The organism is Amycolatopsis sp. NPDC003865 (assembly GCF_053605345.1).
On sequence record NZ_JBSGJA010000002.1, the window covers coordinates 441778 to 456401 of the forward strand.

Here is a 14624-nt window from a genome sequence, read left to right on the forward strand (position 1 = left end):
CGGTAACTTCAGGATATTACCTGCGGGTAACTGGAGCAAGCAGATCCGCACTTCCGGGTACGGAAATCCGGGCGGTTTCAGGGGTCAGCGCTGGCCGGGGAGTGCCGTTGTGTCGGCAGTCACCGGCAGGTGGCCGTCCTCGGCGCGGGCGACGAGGATCCCGCCGCGGAACGCGATGGTGACAGCGTGCGTGCGGTCCCTCGCGGACAGCTTGCGCAGGATGCTCTTGACGTGGGTCCGGACCGTCTCGACCGACAGGAACAGCAGCTTCGCGATCGCCGAGTTCTCGAGACCCTCGGCGACCAGCTGGAGCACCTGGTACTCGCGCCGGGACAGCGGCATCGCGCCGCGCGGCGCGGGAGGGCTGTCGTGAGCGAGGTCGCCCTTGGGCACGGTCGTCCGCTTCGGCCGGGCCGTCAGCGCGGCCAGCGCCGGGTCGATGTACCGGCGCTCGGTGTGGGCCCGCCGGATCGCTTCGGCGAGCCGTCGCGAATCGATCGACCGCGGCACGATCGCGTGCGTGCCCGCGGCGATCGCGGCCGCGAGGTACTGCTGCGTGCGGTTCGTGTCGCGGATGAGCGTGACCAGGATCAGCGCCGGGTCGCCGGCGTTGAGCAGCTTCGTCAGGTGGCAGTTCGGGTCCAGCGCCGAATCGAGCACGACGACGTCCGGCTTGACCTGCTCGCACAGCTGCAGCGCGGCGTGGTGGCTGGCCGCCTGGCCCGCCCAGTGCAGCCCCTGGCTGCGGTGGACGAGCGCGGCGAGGCCGTCGCGGAAGATCGGGACCGGGTCGACGACCGCCACGCCGAGACTGCGCCCGCCGGGTCCGGCCGGCCCGATGGGCCTGCGGGTGGGCTCGATGCCGTGCATCGCGGGCCTCCGTCTCTGCGCCGTCGCTCTTGGGGCGCCGGACGTCTCCGGCGCCATCCGATCCCCCCTGCGGGACCGGCCAAAAGTGACTCCTCCTGTTAGGTACGAGTCGCGATTGCGCAGCTCATGACGCCAATTCCCCCTCATGGCCCAATCCGCCGGTCACAGCAAACTTTCGGTAGAAGAAGATCTTGAAGAGGCGGTTCGGCCGGGCTGGAGCGGACCCGATGGGGCGGTTGGCGCTACTGAGGGTGGCTCGCCCCGTGTTCAACGATTTCGACGGATCCGGGATGCGGCCCGCAGCTCGGCGAACTCGGCGGCGAGCCCCGCCGGCGTCCAGTGCGCGTTGAGCCCGCTCGGGTTGGGCAGCACCCACACGTGGGTGTCCCCGATCCGGTGCTCCTGCGCCCCGACGCGCGCCTTCGGGAAGCCGAACGCGGTCCGGTACGCGGTGATCCCGACGACGGCGAGCCACCGCGGCCGGTACTTCTCGACCTTGGCTTGGAGGATCTTGCCGCCTTCGCGGTATTCGTCATCGGTGAGCTCGTCGGCGCGGGCGGTGGTCCTGGCGACGACGTTGGTGATGCCGAGGCCCAGCGCGAGGAGTTCTTCCTGTTCGCTGGGTTCGAACAGGCGTGGGGTGAAGCCGCCGTGGTGCAGCGCGGGCCAGAAGCGGTTGCCGGGCCGGGCGAAGTGCTGTTTCAGGGCGCCGGAGTAGAGGCCGGGGTTGATGCCGCAGAAGAGGACGTCGAGACCAGGCGCGATGACGTCCGGGATGGTCGTGCCGTACGCGGCGGCCAGCTGGTCCTTGGTGGGTCGGGTGGTCACTTCCCCAGTTTCGGGCACGCTGGTCCGGTGGCGGTCACCGCGGACGGGTCTTCGGTCGAGGTCTACCTGCTGTTGCCGGCTTCGGGGGAGCCGGAGATCGTGCACGCGGCGGTGCCGGCGGGGGCGTCGATCCTGGAGCTGGGGTGCGGGGCCGGGCGGGTGACCCATCCGTTGCTTGCGCTCGGGCACCCGGTGGTCGCGGTGGACGACTCGCCGGCGATGCTCGCGCACGTCCGGGCTCCGACGGTGTGCGCGCGGATCGGCGAGCTGGACCTCGGGCGGACTTTGCCGGGGCCTTGCGCTTCCTCCGGTCGGCGGTTTGTCCACAGATTGCCGCGGCTGTGGACAACTCGGCTGCCATCTCGCTTGTTCGGTGATTTCGTCGGGGGCCGCCGATACGCTGGAAGCGGGGACGCCCCCCAGGGACGGGCGGGGGCTGTCCGGTTGGCCGGAGGGCCGTGCAAATGGTCGCCGCCGGCCATCGGAGCCCGCTCGGCCGGCCGGTTCGCGTCGTGGAACCAAGAGTTCACCTGTCGCCGTCTGGCGCTCGACACCGTCCTGACGTCGGCTGATCTGGTCTTCGAGCGGTGGCTCACCGCGGACCGGACCTGGTTCACCGCCCTCCCCGGTCGCGGGGGGTAGCGAATTCACCACGTACCTGCGTAACCTGTGTGATCTCCCGCACAGCGCCGTACCGAGGAGGATCTCGTGCAGCTTCCGCTCGTCCTCGGTCTCGTCGCGCTGGTCATCGCGGTTGCCGCCCTCGTCGTCGTGCTCGAGGACCGCCGGGCCGCCAAGCGGGCCGCCCTGCAGCGGAAGGCCCGGCTAGCGCGTCTCGGCGAGGTGGACCCGCTCGCGCCGAGCCGGCTGCGCGCCGACCGGTGAACGCAGGACCGTCAGCAGCAGCGCTCCGAACACCCAGCCGACCCCGGCGCCGAACGCGTTGTTCATGAGGTCGTCCACGTCGAAGATGCGGTAGACGTAGGGCGCCGTCCCGAAGTTGGCCGTGAGTTGCGTGATTTCGATCAGCAGTGATGCCGTGAAGCCGATCAGGAGCGTCCCGACGAGCCCGCGGCGCCACAGCACCCTGGCGAACACCCCCAGCGGGACGAACAGCAGCACGTTAAGGCACGCCTGCTGGAACGTCTGCGTCATGAACCACTGCGACCCGTGCTTGAGCATCTCCGTGTGGATGTCGGCGATCCACTGGAACGGGTGCAGCTGCACGGTCTGGCTCAGCCGGCGCGTGCCCGGGCCGGGCAGCGGCAGGAAGACGACCGCGAGGGTCATGCACCCGTAGAACAGCACCGAGGCGGTCGTCGCGATGCCGCGGACGCGCAGGCCGCCGTAGCGCGCGAGTTGCGTGATCAGCTGCGGCACCAGGACCACCGTCCACAGCGCCAGGAAGCCGATGAACCCGTACTGCAGGGCGGTGACCTGTGCGTTCGTCATGCCACCGACGTTATGGATCTTGCCGCGCGGCTACTTCGGTCGAAGAGCCGGACCCCATCGGCCACTCGGCCGAGGGCGCCCGGGCCGATCGGTCAGTCGTCTTCGCGTTCCTCGGATCGCTCGGAGCGCCACGCGCTGAACACGGTGCCGCCGATCAGGAGTGCGACGACGGCCAGCACCACGAGTACGACTTCGATGCCCACTTGTCCCCCACACGCCGTAGTGTCCGGCTCATCGTCCCTGGCCGGGCGGTCGTTACCGGTGATCGATGTCATGCCGACACATAACCGGATGCTGCTTGCGCGGACCGGGGAATGACCACGACGCTCGGCACGTCGAAGTCTTGTGCAGGGGCAACGAAAGGAACGCTCATGGCACCGGTCCGGGTCGGCATCGTCGGGCTCAGCGCGAACGGCGGCTGGGCCGCCACCGCGCACGTGCCCGCGCTGGCCGCGGTGGACGGCTACGAGCTCCGCGCGCTCAGCGGGAGCAGCGCCGAGTCGGCGCGGGTGGCCGGAGAGAAGTACGGCGTGCCGCTGACCTTCGGCGACGCCGGTGAGCTGGCGCGGCACCCGGAGGTCGACCTGGTCGTCGTCGCGGTGAAGGTGTCCGAGCACCGGGCGCTGATCGAGCCCGCGCTGGCCGCGGGCAAGCAGGTGCTCAGCGAGTGGCCGCTCGGCGCGAGCCTCGCCGAAACCGAGGCGCTGGTCGAGGCCGCGCGGGACAAGCAGACCGCGGTCGGCCTGCAGGGGCGGTCCGCACCCGCGTTGCGCTACCTGCGCGACCTCATCAAGGACGGCTACGTCGGCCGCGTGCTCTCGACGTCGTTGATCGGCTCGGGCGGCAACTGGGGGCCGAGCGTCCGGGCCGGCCGGGACTACCAGCTGCACCCCGAAGGCGGGGCGACCATGCTGACGATCCCGTTCGCGCACACCGTCGACGCCTTCGACATGGTGCTCGGCCGGTTCGCCGAGCTGTCGGCGACGATGGCGACCGTCCGGCCGCGGGTGCGCGACGAGGTCACCGGCGAGTCCGTCCCGATGACCGCACCGGACCAGATCGCCGTGACCGGCGTGCTCACCGGCGGCGCGGTCGCGTCGCTGCACCTGCGCGGCGGGTCGTCGCCCGCCACGGACTTCCACTGGGAGATCAACGGCACCGAAGGCACGCTGGTCGTCACGGCCGCGGACCCGCTGTTCTGGATCGCGAAGCTGACGCTGCGGGGCAGCCGGACCGGCACGCTCGAGAAGCTCACCGTGCCGGCCAGGTACGAGCTCCCGCAGCTGGCCGGGCGCAGTGCCGAGCCGTCGTACAACGTCGCGCACGCCTACGCGCGGCACCTCAAAGGTGACCTGCCGGACTTCGCGCACGCTCTGCGCGTGCACCGCGTGCTCGACGCGGTCCAGCGGTCGGCCGACGCCGGAAAGCGGGTTTCTCCGGACGGGGAGTAACTGTTACTCTCGGGTAATGGACGACGTCGTCTACGACCGCGCGGGCCGGGGCGAGCCGCTGGTGCTCATCCACGGCATCGGGCACCGCCGCCAGGCCTGGGCGCCGGTGTTCCCGCTGCTCACGCCGCATCGCGACGTCATCGCCGTGGACCTGCCGGGCTTCGGCGAGTCACCCGAACCGGCCGGCGGGTACGGCATCGAGCCGGCGCTGGTGATGTTCAAGGAGCTGTTCACCGACCTGGGCCTCGACCGGCCGCACGTCGCGGGCAACTCGCTCGGCGGCCTGCTTTCGCTCGCGCTCGGCCAGGCCGGTCTCGTCCGCAGCGTCACGGCGCTGTCGCCGGCCGGGCTCTGGAACCGCACTCAGAAGATGTACGCGATCGCGACGCTCAAGGCCCACCGTGCGCTGGCCCGGCGCACGCCACCACACGTCGTGCGCCGCATCGCCGCGACCGCCGCCGGGCGCAAGGCGCTGACCGGGATGATCGTCGGGAAGCCGGCGCTGCTGACCCCGGACGACGTCGTCGAAGACGCCCGCGCGCTCGCGACCGCGCCCGGCTTCGAACCCACCGCCGCCCAGTCGCGCGGGGACTTCCGCTTCACCGGCCCGGTCACCGGCGTCCCGGTCACCATCGCGTGGGCCGAACGCGACCGGATCCTCGCCCGGCCGCGCGGCGCCGACCTGCGGAAGATCGCTCCGGACGGGACGTTCCGCCTGCTGCCGGGGTGCGGGCACGTGCCGATGAACGACGACCCGGCGCTCGTCGCGCACGTGCTGCTCCAAGGAAGCCGTTAGGTGACATTCGCTTTACGTCCGTCTTTTGACCCTGGTAGCTGACTGCTTCGCGAGGCAGAATCCTCCGCCGTGCGCCCGTTGGGGACCTTGGGCGCGAATCGGAGGAAACACGCATGAGGCTTTCAACCCGGCTCGTGGTGCTCGCCGCGGCCGCGCTGGCGACGACCGCGGTGACCACCGCGCCCGCGTCCGCGGGCCAGCGCCCGGACCCCACCACCGACGTCCGGATCATCGGGTTCAACGACCTGCACGGCAACCTCGAGCCGCCGTCCGGCTCCAGCGGGCGCGTCGTGCAGTCGGACGGGACCACAGTGGACGCCGGCGGTGCCGCTTACCTGGCCACGCACGTGAAGCAGCTGCGCTCGCAGGTGCGCAACTCGTTCGTCGTGTCCGCCGGTGACAACATCGGTGCGTCACCGCTGACCTCGGCGCTGTTCCACGACGAGCCGACCATCGACTTCCTGAACATGCTGGGTGTCAACGCGTCCGTCGTCGGCAACCACGAGTTCGACGAGGGCTACAAGGAACTGCAGCGCATGCAGTTCGGCGGCTGCCACCCCACGGACGGCTGCCAGTTCCAGCCGACCTTCGACGGTGCGAAGTTCCCGTTCCTCGGGTCCAATGTGTACTTCACCAACGGCCTGCCCGCGCTGTTGCCGTTCACCGTCAAGTTCGAGGGCGGCGTGCCGGTCGGCGTCATCGGCGCCACGCTGAAGGACCTGCCCTCCGTCGTCACCCCGGAGGCGATCAAGGGCCTGAAGTTCGGCGACGAGGTCGAGGCGATCAACCGCACGGCGAACCTGCTCGACTACTTCGGCGTCAAGGCCCAGGTCGTGCTGATGCACCAGGGTGACGGCACCGAGGTCGAGGGCCCGAACGACTGCAAGCTGCGGCCCGGTCCTGCCGCCGCGATCGCGGCCGCGGTGACCCCGAAGGTCGACGCGTTCTTCACCGGCCACAGCCACCAGCAGTACAACTGCGTGATCAACGACCCGGCCGGCCAGCCGCGGCCGGTCATCCAGGGCTCGTCGTTCGGCCGCCTGCTTTCGGTGGTGGACCTGAAGATCAGCCTGAAGACGCGGGACGTCGTCCGGTCGCAGACCAAGGCGTTCAACGAGATCGTCACGCGGACCGTCACGCCGGACCCGGCCGTCGCGGCGCTGGTCGCCGACGCCAAGGCGAAGTCCGGCCCGATCGCGAACAAGCAGGTCGGCACCATCACCGCGGACCTGCCGGCGGCGGGCAACGCGGCCGGCGAGTCGCCGCTCGGCGACGTCATCGCCGACGCGCAGCTCGCGGGCACGCAGTCGAACAACGCGGTCGTCGCGATCACCAACCCGGGCGGCATCCGCGCCGACCTGACGTACAAGTCGTCCGCGAGCAACGAGGGCGACGGCGTGGTGACCTACGGCGAGGCGTTCACCGTCCAGCCGTTCTCGAACATCATGCAGACGATCACGCTGACCGGCGCGAACCTGAAGAACGTGCTGGAACAGCAGTGGACCGCGAGCGGCACGAAGATCCTGCAGATCTCGAGTTCGCTGCACTACTCGTACTCGGCGGGCGCGCCGATCGGCTCGCGGGTCTCGGACATCACGGTGAACGGCACGCCGGTCGACCCGGCGGCGACGTTCCGCGTGTCGGTGAACAACTTCCTCGCCGCCGGCGGGGACGGCTTCACCGAGTTCACCAAGGGCACGAACCTGGCCGGCGGACCGGTGGACCTGGACGCGCTGGTCGCGTACCTGGGTGCGCACCCGAACCTGGCCCCGCCCGCGGCGGACCGGATCACCCGGCTGCCGTAGTTCCCGTTTTTGCAAGACACCGGGTCGACAATGAACCCATGACGACCTGGGAAGACGTCGTACGCCTGGCCTCGGATCTGCCCGAGGTCGAGGCGTCGACCTGGTACCGCACGCCCGCGCTGAAGGTCGCGGGCAAGGGGTTCGCGCGGCTGCGCACCGAGGCCGAGGGCGGCCTGGTCGTGCTGTGCGGGCTCGACGAGAAGGCCGCGTTGCTGGAGTCCGGCGACGCGGCCTTCTTCACGACGCCGCACTACGACGGCCACGGCTCGATCATCGTCGACCTCGAGCGCGTGGACGTCGATCAGCTGCGCGAGCTGCTCGAAGAGGCGTGGCGGCGGAGGGCGCCGGCCCGGCTCACCAGGTGAGTTCGCCCTTGAGCATGCTCATCAGGATCATGTCGTGGCGCTGCCCGTCGAGGCCGACGAACGACTCGCGGTGGCGGCCCTCTTCGACGAACCCGACCTTCCGGTAGACGTGCCGGGCGACCTCGTTCTCGGCGACGACCCAGAGCGTGATCTGGTGCAGGCGCATGTTGTTGAAGCCGTAGCGGCACATCAGGCGCAGCGCCTCGGTGCCGTAGCCGCCGCCCCGGCGGTACTCGGCGTCGCCGATGTAGACGTCCAGGTAGGCCTCGCCGACCTCGGGCTCGGCGTCGCGCAGGTCGATGACGCCGATGAGCTTCCGCTCGGCCTTGGCCTCGATGCCGAGGACGACCTTGTCGTACGTGTTGACCGCGCGCTCTTCACAGCGCTTGCGCACCTGGGCGAGCGAGAGCGGGTGGCCGTTTTCCATCCAGCGGCCGACCTCCGGGTCGGTCACGAACCCGTGGATCCGCTCGGCGTCCTCCGGTTCGAGCGCGCGCAGCCGGACGAGCTCCCCCTCGAGCAGCATTTCTCCCCCTAGTCCCGCTTCAGCAGCAGGAAGTCGTGGACGTTCAGCAGGCCGAGGAACTGGCGCACGGGCACCGGCATCGCCTGGCGCGACTCATCATGCACAAGTTCCGGCGAATGCACGCGGTAATTTTTCCGCTGGGTGATGAGGGTGCAACTCTCCGCGGCCAGCACGTTCTTCACCCAGTCGGTGTCGGGACCGTAGGTGAGGGCGACGACGAAGCCGTCGGCGCTGCGGAAGACGTTCAGCGGCGTGCGGTACTCCTTGCCGGACTTCCGTCCTTTGTGGACGAGCAGGCCGAAGCCCGGCGCCCAGTTGACGAAGTACTTGTTGATCCGGTTGGTCACCACGCGGTTGAAGCGGGCGAGTCCCTTGGGCAGCACCATGACCCGATAATATCAACGCTTGATGAATTAATCGAGCGGTGACCCCGGCTCAGGCGGCCGGATCGCCCGATGGTGGGATATGGCGCATGTCGACCGAATGGCCGCTGCGCCAGGACCCGGAAGGGCCGGTCATCATCGCGCTGGCCCTGGTGAACGACCCGGACGCGCTGGGCTTCGTCGTATTGGACGACGAGGACGACTGGTTCATCAGCGACGGCACCGAGCTGTCCGATGACGTGCTGGTCAACCGCGAAAGCTTCCGGAAGATGTCGCTGCGCGAAGCCGTCGAGCTGCTGCCGCAGCTGACCGCTCTCGCCGGTCTGCCCACGGGCATGGCCGCCGACTGGGACCCCGAGCGCCGCACGTGGCTGCTGTCGTCGGTGACGGGTTCCGACGACGAGGACGAGGACATCCGCCTGCTGACCCAGCGCCGCGCGGCGTGGGAGTTCGAAGGTTCGCCGGACGACGAGGCCCAGATCAGCACGGGCCTGACGGAGATCCCGACGGGCCCGCAGCAGCCGGTCCGCGCGGTCCGCCAGGTGGTCCGCGAGCAGGACGGCACGTGGCTGTTCGTCGGTTTCGAGGTCCCCGAGGCGGAGGACTTCGAGGTCGAGGGGCTGGAGCTGGAGCACGTCGCGGGCCTGTACCCGGACGTTCGCACGGTGCTGAAGGCCGCGCCCGGCCAGGTGTACGACCGCGCGACCCCGGACTCCGAGTGGGAGCTCGTCGAGGGCTGAAGTTTTTCCGCCGCGGTTGTCCCGGGGACGCCCGCGCCGTTCGTCCTTACAGTGAGAGCCGGCGACCGACGCCGGCCGGGAGCCTGTGAGGAGCAGCCATGCCGAAGTACGCCGCGATCATCTACGCCACCGACATCGACCCGACCACGCCCGAGGCCGCGGACATGCTGAAGGACTACGACGAGTTCGGCGCGGGCGCGGCGGCGGTGATCCGCGGCGGCGCGGCGCTGTACCCGACGGCGACCGCGACGACGGTCCGCGTCACCGGCGGCAAGGGCGGCGACCTCGTCACCAGCGACGGCCCGTACGCCGAGACGAAGGAAGCCCTCACCGGCTTCTACCTGATCGAGTGCGCCGACCTCGACGAAGCCGTCAAGGTCGCTTCGCGCATCCCGGGAGCCTGGGACGGCGCGATCGAGGTCCGGCCGGTCGTCGACTTCGGCAAGTGACCCGCGCCGGGGACGCGGTCGCGCGGCTGGTCCGGGACGAGGGCACCCGGGTGCTGGCCACGCTGGTCCGCGTCACCGGCAGCGTCGACCTGGCCGAGGACGCGGTCCAGGACGCCGTCGTGCGCGCGCTGGAGACGTGGCCGCGCGACGGCGTCCCGGACAACCCGCGTGGCTGGTTGCTGGTGGCGGCCCGCCGCCGCGCGGTCGACGTCGTCCGCCGCGAAGCGAAGCGGCTCGGGAAGGAGGCGGTCGCGATGCCGGCCGTCGACCCGTCCCCGGACCCGGTTGCCGTCCGCGACGACCTGCTGCGGCTGGTGTTCACGTGCTGCCACCCGGCGTTGTCGCTGGACGCGCAGGTGGCTTTGGCGCTCCGGACATTGGGCGGTTTGTCGACGCTGGAGGTGGCCCGCGCGCTGCTGGTCCCCGAGGCGACGATGGCGAAGCGCCTGACGCGGGCGAAGCAAAAGATCGCCCAGGCTCGGATCCCTTACCGGGTGCCTTCCGCCGAAGAGCTGCCTTCGCGGCTGGCCGGCGTGGCGTCGACGGTGTACCTGATCTTCAACGAGGGCTACACGGGCCGCGAATCCCTGCTGGCCGAGGGTGTTCGCTTGGCCCGGTTGCTGGCGTCGCTGATGCCGGACGAGCCGACGGCGCTGGGGTTGCTGGCGCTGGTGCTGCTGCAGGACGCCCGCCGCGCGGCCCGGTTCTCCGACGGCGTGCCGGTGCTGCTGGCCGACCAGGACCGTTCGGCGTGGGACTTCGAGCTGATCAAAGAGGGCGTCGAGCTGGTGGGAACGGGCTTGCGCCGGACGCCGTCGACGCCGAACGCGTACGTGGTCCAAGCGGCGATCGCGGCCTGCCACGACCTGGCGCCGTCGTACCCGGAGACGAACTGGGACGCGGTGATTTCCTGGTACGACGTGTTGTTGTCGATCCAGGACACGGCGGTGGTGCGCTTGAACCGCGCGGCGGCGGTAGCGGAAAGGGACGGACCCGCGGCGGGGCTGGCTTTGGTGGACTCTCTTGTGGGATTGGACGACTACCCGTGGTGGCACGCGACTCGGGCGGAATTGTTGCACCGCCTGGGTTGGGCGGCGGCCGCCGAGGCGTTGAAACGCGCGGTGGAAACCGGTTTGCCCGCCGCGCACGCGACGCATTTGCGCGCCCGGATACAAAAAGAAAACCCCGGGCGAAATGCCCGGGGTTTCGGTGAGAGCGGATGACGGGAATCGAACCCGCGTATTCAGCTTGGGAAGCTGATGTTCTACCATTGAACTACATCCGCAGTGCGTCGTCAGCATACACGGCGCCGTGATCCCCATGTCCAGACCCCTCCCTCCTTGACTCCTCCGCTTCAAGTGACAACACTTGTTGTCGACCTCGGAGGTGAGTGCCATGGATGAGCCCGAGCTGTTCCGGGAAGGTGGGTTCCGGCTGGCCCAGCGGCTGTTCATCGAGGGGGACATCCGGGGTGACGAGCGGCAGGTCGCCCGCATCCGGGAGTTCGCGCAGGTCCAGGACCGGCGTGCCGACGACGTCGTCGCGTGGATGGCGCGGCAGCCCAAAGGCGAAGGGCGGCGGCTCTTCGAAGAGGCGCTGAAGAACGGCGCCACCGTTGAAGGGCCGCTCAAGGACTTCTTCGACGAGGTCGACGCCAAGCCCTACTGGGTCGACGACGAGCGGCTGGAACGCGGGGCCAAAGCCATCACCCGGGCCGGGCTGCTCGGTCTGTTCCCGCTCGGTGACATGTCGCTGATGGGTGGCTACCTCGCCTCGCGCGCCACGAAATCGCTGGTCGGGACCGGGGAGATCGAATACCAGGCCACGCGGCGGCTCGTCGAGACCGCCACCTGGTGGATCGACGTCACCACGCCCGGCGCCCTCAAGCACGGCGAGAAGGGCTATGCCTCCGCCCTGCGGATCCGGCTCGTGCACGCCCACGTGCGCGCCGCCATGAACCGGCGGGACGACTGGGACTACGCCGCCTGGGACCGGCCCGTCAACCAGGTCCAGACCGCCGGGACCCTGCTGCTCTTCTCCCTCGTCTACGTCTTCGGCACGCAGCTGCTCGGCCTGCGCTACTCCGCCCGCGAGCGCGGCGACATCCTGCACCTCTGGCGGTACATCGGCTGGCTCATGGGCGTCGACGACGAGCTGCTCCCCACCTCGGAAGAGGACGCCTGGCGCCTGCTCTGGCTGCTCGCCGCCACCGAGTTCATCCCGGACGACGACTCGAAGCGGCTCGCCAAGGCGCTGATCGAGGCCAACGCCGCCGTCGGTGAGGGACGCGGCGCCGTCGGCAAAGTGCTCTCCCACGTCTCCGTCGCCGTGCACTCGTCGATCAGCAGGCTCGTGCTCGGGAAGACCAACGCCGACTTCCTCGGGCTGCCGAACGACCCGGTCGCGCAGGCCGCGATCGTCGCCGTCGCCGGCGTCAACTTCGCCGCCGAGACCGTGCGGCGGTTCATCCCCGGTGCCACCGCGCTGCAGGAGCGGATCGGCGAGGCCGGACGCCGCGGGTACGTGAAGCGGCTCGAGAAGATCTTCGCGCCCGACACCTCCTACGCGCAGCACATGCGGGTCGCCTGACTCCACCGGATAGGCTTCGGCCGTGCTGCTCAGTGACCGTGACCTCCGCAAAGAGCTCGACGCCGGCCGGCTCGGCATCGACCCCTTCGATGCCGGCATGGTCCAGCCGTCGAGCATCGACGTCCGGCTCGACCGGTTCTTCCGGGTCTTCGACAACAGCAAGTACACCCACATCGACCCGCAGCTGCAGCAGGACGAGCTGACCTCGCTCGTCGAGAAGGAGGGCGACGAACCCTTCGTGCTGCACCCGGGCGAATTCGTCCTCGGCTCGACGTTCGAGCTCGTCACCCTGGCCGACGACCTCGCCGGCCGCCTCGAGGGCAAGTCGTCGCTCGGGCGCCTCGGGCTGCTGACGCACTCGACCGCCGGCTTCATCGACCCCGGCTTCTCCGGGCACATCACGCTCGAGCTGTCGAACGTCGCCAACCTGCCGATCACGCTCTGGCCGGGCATGAAGATCGGGCAGCTCTGCATCTTCCGGCTCTCCAGCTCGGCGGAGTTCCCGTACGGCTCGAGTGAGGCCGGGTCCCGCTACCAGGGGCAGCGCGGCCCGACCCCGAGCCGGGCGTACAAGAACTTCCACCGCGTCGACACCTGGCGCTAAGCCGCGATCTTCTCGTTCCAGTCGATGTGGTGGTTCCACATGAAGGCGTTCGGGTCCTCGTCGAACGGCTTCGAGAACGCCCGCTTGATGAAGAAGTCGCGGACGACGCGCCCGACCGGGCCGATCACCTTCTGCTCGCCGTTGCGCTTGCCCGCCGCGACCACGGCTTCGACGCGTTCGCGCCGCAGACCCTCGTAGGTGGCGAGCGCTTGCTCGACGTCCGGCACGTCGCGCAGGCATTTGCCCAGCGTGACGGCGTCTTCGATGGCCATCGACGCGCCCTGGCCCGCCGCCGGTGACGTCGCGTGCGCCGCGTCGCCGATGATCACCATGCGGCCGCGGTGCCAGACCGGGACCGTCGGGAAGTCGAACGTCGGCCACGCCGGGTAGACCTCGCGGGTCGCGCGGATGATCTCCGCGGCCGGCGTCCGGTCGGGCGCCACCAGGTGCAGCAGCTCGGCGCGCAGCTTCTCGCCGGCGAGCGTCGCCAGTTCGGACGCGGTGGGCTCGGACTTGCGGGCAGGGTTCGCGAACCACCAGACGCGGCCGTCCCGCGGGCTGACGACGTGGCAGAAGAACACCCGCTTGCCGAACACCATGTTCAGCACACCCGGTTCGTCCGGCAGGGAAAGGCCTTCGGCGAACCCGCCGGTGTTGAGCAGCGGCACGTACCGCGGCGCCGGCGCGTCCGGGTCGATGATCGTGCGGACGCGCGACCGGAGCCCGTCGGCGCCGATCAGCAGGTCGCCGGTGGCGTGCGAGCCGTCCGAGAACTCGGCTCTGACCTGGCCGGACGTCTGGCTCGCGCCGATCAGGCGGTTGCCGTACTCGGCGTGGATCCCGCGCCGGGCGGCCTCGTCCCGCAACGCGACGTAGAGGTCGGAGCGCAGGACGGTCTGGCTCACCGTGCCGTCCGGCAGGGTGCCGCCCAAGGGGAATTCGGCCAGCCGGGTGCCGTTGCCGAGCCCGATCGCCATGCGAGGCGAGTCGAAGCCCGCGCTCTTGACGACGTCCTTGAGTCCCAGCGGCAGCAACGCGTCCAGGCCGTTCACCGCCAGCGTGAGAAACGCGCCGACGCCTTCCGCGCCCCGGTCGTACGCCTCGAACAGCACCGGTTCGTGCCCGGCTTCGTGCAGGGCGATCGCCGTGATCGTGCCCGCGATGCCGCCCCCGATGATCAGCGCCTTGGTCATCTCGTTCGTCCCATCGAATCTCTTAGAAACTAATTCGTTCTGTCGAACTAAAGAGTGGGCTAAGCTGAGGGCCGTGTCAAGCGAGCGAGCGCAGCTGGTCGAAGAAGTCCTGTTCAGGTCGCGGGAGCTGTCGACCGAGACGGTCATGTTCCACACCGCAATCGCCGAGACGCGCGGGCTGTCGGCGGTCGACACCAAGGTCCTGGACTACCTCGCCCGGTTCGGGCCGCAGACGCCGAAGGACCTGGCGCGGCTGTCGGGCCTGGCACCGGCCTCGGTGACCGCGATGATCGACCGGCTGGAGCGCAAGGGCATCGTCGGCCGCCGCCCGCACCCGGACGACCGCCGCCGCGTCCTCATCGAGCTGGACGAGCAAGCCATCGCCGGCGGCGTGCACCTGTGGGACCACCTGGTCAAGCGCATGCACGAGCTGTGCGACCGCTACGCCGACGACGAGCTCCGCACGGTGATCGGCTTCGTCGAGGCGGCCACGGAGATCACCCACGAGTCCACGGCGAAGCTGACCGGCGCCACGGACGGGTGAGAACTGGCGCGTAAACCCCTCTTTCGTGC

The 14624-nt window shown here is 69.9% G+C and carries 18 protein-coding genes and 1 tRNA gene; 12 read left to right on the plus strand and 7 right to left on the minus strand.

Going from position 1 to position 14624, the window contains the following annotated elements:
- Positions 1-84 precede the first annotated feature (84 nt).
- Positions 85-870, minus strand: coding sequence for a response regulator transcription factor (locus ACWEVP_RS06975; RefSeq protein WP_452061678.1), 786 nt, complete (start codon positions 868-870; stop codon positions 85-87).
- 267 nt (positions 871-1137) lie between these two features.
- Positions 1138-1698, minus strand: coding sequence for a G/U mismatch-specific DNA glycosylase (gene mug, locus ACWEVP_RS06980; RefSeq protein WP_452061679.1), 561 nt, complete (start codon positions 1696-1698; stop codon positions 1138-1140).
- Between the two features lie 27 nt (positions 1699-1725).
- On the opposite strand from mug, the gene ACWEVP_RS06985 reads away from it, so the two are divergent.
- Together ACWEVP_RS06985 and ACWEVP_RS06990 are read left to right on the plus strand one after the other, a co-directional pair.
- The gene (locus ACWEVP_RS06985; protein WP_452061680.1) at positions 1726-2340 is read left to right on the plus strand and encodes a class I SAM-dependent methyltransferase; all 615 of its coding nucleotides are present in this window, start codon (positions 1726-1728) and stop codon (positions 2338-2340) included.
- Between the two features lie 66 nt (positions 2341-2406).
- Positions 2407-2583, plus strand: coding sequence for a hypothetical protein (locus tag ACWEVP_RS06990; RefSeq protein WP_452061681.1), 177 nt, complete (start codon positions 2407-2409; stop codon positions 2581-2583).
- On the opposite strand, the gene ACWEVP_RS06995 is transcribed toward ACWEVP_RS06990, so the two are convergent.
- Complete coding sequence (locus tag ACWEVP_RS06995) at positions 2524-3150, minus strand: VanZ family protein (protein WP_452061682.1); 627 nt, start codon at positions 3148-3150, stop codon at positions 2524-2526. The two genes, ACWEVP_RS06990 and ACWEVP_RS06995, sit on opposite strands and share 60 nt — an antisense overlap.
- 371 nt (positions 3151-3521) lie before the next feature.
- Here ACWEVP_RS06995 and ACWEVP_RS07000 point away from each other — a divergent pair, with 371 nt between their 5' ends.
- The 4 genes from ACWEVP_RS07000 to ACWEVP_RS07015 all read left to right on the plus strand — a co-directional run bounded on the left by ACWEVP_RS07000 (position 3522) and on the right by ACWEVP_RS07015 (position 7567).
- Positions 3522-4601 (plus strand): Gfo/Idh/MocA family protein, encoded by a 1080-nt coding sequence (locus ACWEVP_RS07000; RefSeq protein ID WP_452061683.1) that lies wholly within the window; start codon positions 3522-3524, stop codon positions 4599-4601.
- 16 nt (positions 4602-4617) lie between these two features.
- Positions 4618-5397 (plus strand): alpha/beta fold hydrolase, encoded by a 780-nt coding sequence (locus ACWEVP_RS07005; RefSeq protein WP_452061684.1) that lies wholly within the window; start codon positions 4618-4620, stop codon positions 5395-5397.
- Positions 5398-5510: 113 nt separating this feature from the next.
- Positions 5511-7202 carry a bifunctional metallophosphatase/5'-nucleotidase gene (locus tag ACWEVP_RS07010; RefSeq protein WP_452061685.1) on the plus strand — a complete coding sequence of 564 codons (1692 nt, stop codon included), beginning with the start codon at positions 5511-5513 and terminating at the stop codon, positions 7200-7202.
- A 38-nt stretch (positions 7203-7240) separates the two neighbouring features.
- Complete coding sequence (locus ACWEVP_RS07015; RefSeq protein WP_452061686.1) at positions 7241-7567, plus strand: MmcQ/YjbR family DNA-binding protein; 327 nt, start codon at positions 7241-7243, stop codon at positions 7565-7567.
- On the opposite strand, the gene ACWEVP_RS07020 is transcribed toward ACWEVP_RS07015, so the two are convergent.
- Entirely contained in the window at positions 7557-8093 is a 537-nt protein-coding gene (locus tag ACWEVP_RS07020) for a GNAT family N-acetyltransferase (RefSeq protein WP_452061687.1), read from the minus strand. The two genes, ACWEVP_RS07015 and ACWEVP_RS07020, sit on opposite strands and share 11 nt — an antisense overlap.
- 8 nt (positions 8094-8101) lie before the next feature.
- On the minus strand, positions 8102-8479 hold the full coding sequence (locus ACWEVP_RS07025; protein WP_452061688.1) for a nitroreductase family deazaflavin-dependent oxidoreductase: 378 nt from the start codon (positions 8477-8479) through the stop codon (positions 8102-8104).
- Positions 8480-8565: 86 nt separating this feature from the next.
- Between ACWEVP_RS07025 and ACWEVP_RS07030 the strand changes: the two genes are divergently transcribed.
- The 3 genes from ACWEVP_RS07030 (at position 8566) to ACWEVP_RS07040 (ending at position 10888) form a co-directional block, all read left to right on the plus strand.
- Positions 8566-9216: a hypothetical protein gene (locus tag ACWEVP_RS07030; RefSeq protein WP_452061689.1), complete on the plus strand. Its 651-nt coding sequence runs from the start codon at positions 8566-8568 to the stop codon at positions 9214-9216.
- A gap of 98 nt (positions 9217-9314) precedes the next feature.
- On the plus strand, positions 9315-9665 hold the full coding sequence (locus tag ACWEVP_RS07035; RefSeq protein ID WP_452061690.1) for a YciI family protein: 351 nt from the start codon (positions 9315-9317) through the stop codon (positions 9663-9665).
- Positions 9662-10888 (plus strand): RNA polymerase sigma factor, encoded by a 1227-nt coding sequence (locus ACWEVP_RS07040; RefSeq protein ID WP_452061691.1) that lies wholly within the window; start codon positions 9662-9664, stop codon positions 10886-10888. The genes ACWEVP_RS07035 and ACWEVP_RS07040 overlap by 4 nt, the downstream gene beginning before the upstream one ends.
- On the opposite strand, the gene ACWEVP_RS07045 is transcribed toward ACWEVP_RS07040, so the two are convergent.
- Positions 10880-10950, minus strand: a tRNA-Gly gene (locus ACWEVP_RS07045). The two genes, ACWEVP_RS07040 and ACWEVP_RS07045, sit on opposite strands and share 9 nt — an antisense overlap.
- A gap of 110 nt (positions 10951-11060) precedes the next feature.
- Here ACWEVP_RS07045 and ACWEVP_RS07050 point away from each other — a divergent pair.
- A complete protein-coding gene (locus tag ACWEVP_RS07050; RefSeq protein ID WP_452061692.1) occupies positions 11061-12254 on the plus strand; it encodes an oxygenase MpaB family protein in 1194 nt (397 codons plus the stop codon).
- Positions 12255-12276: 22 nt separating this feature from the next.
- A complete protein-coding gene (gene dcd, locus ACWEVP_RS07055) occupies positions 12277-12858 on the plus strand; it encodes a dCTP deaminase (RefSeq protein ID WP_086671086.1) in 582 nt (193 codons plus the stop codon).
- Here the strand turns inward: dcd and ACWEVP_RS07060 are convergent.
- A complete protein-coding gene (locus ACWEVP_RS07060; RefSeq protein ID WP_452061693.1) occupies positions 12855-14051 on the minus strand; it encodes an FAD-dependent oxidoreductase in 1197 nt (398 codons plus the stop codon). The two genes, dcd and ACWEVP_RS07060, sit on opposite strands and share 4 nt — an antisense overlap.
- 73 nt (positions 14052-14124) lie before the next feature.
- On the opposite strand from ACWEVP_RS07060, the gene ACWEVP_RS07065 reads away from it, so the two are divergent.
- Positions 14125-14595: a MarR family winged helix-turn-helix transcriptional regulator gene (locus ACWEVP_RS07065; RefSeq protein WP_452061694.1), complete on the plus strand. Its 471-nt coding sequence runs from the start codon at positions 14125-14127 to the stop codon at positions 14593-14595.
- The last annotated feature ends 29 nt before the right edge of the window (positions 14596-14624 follow it).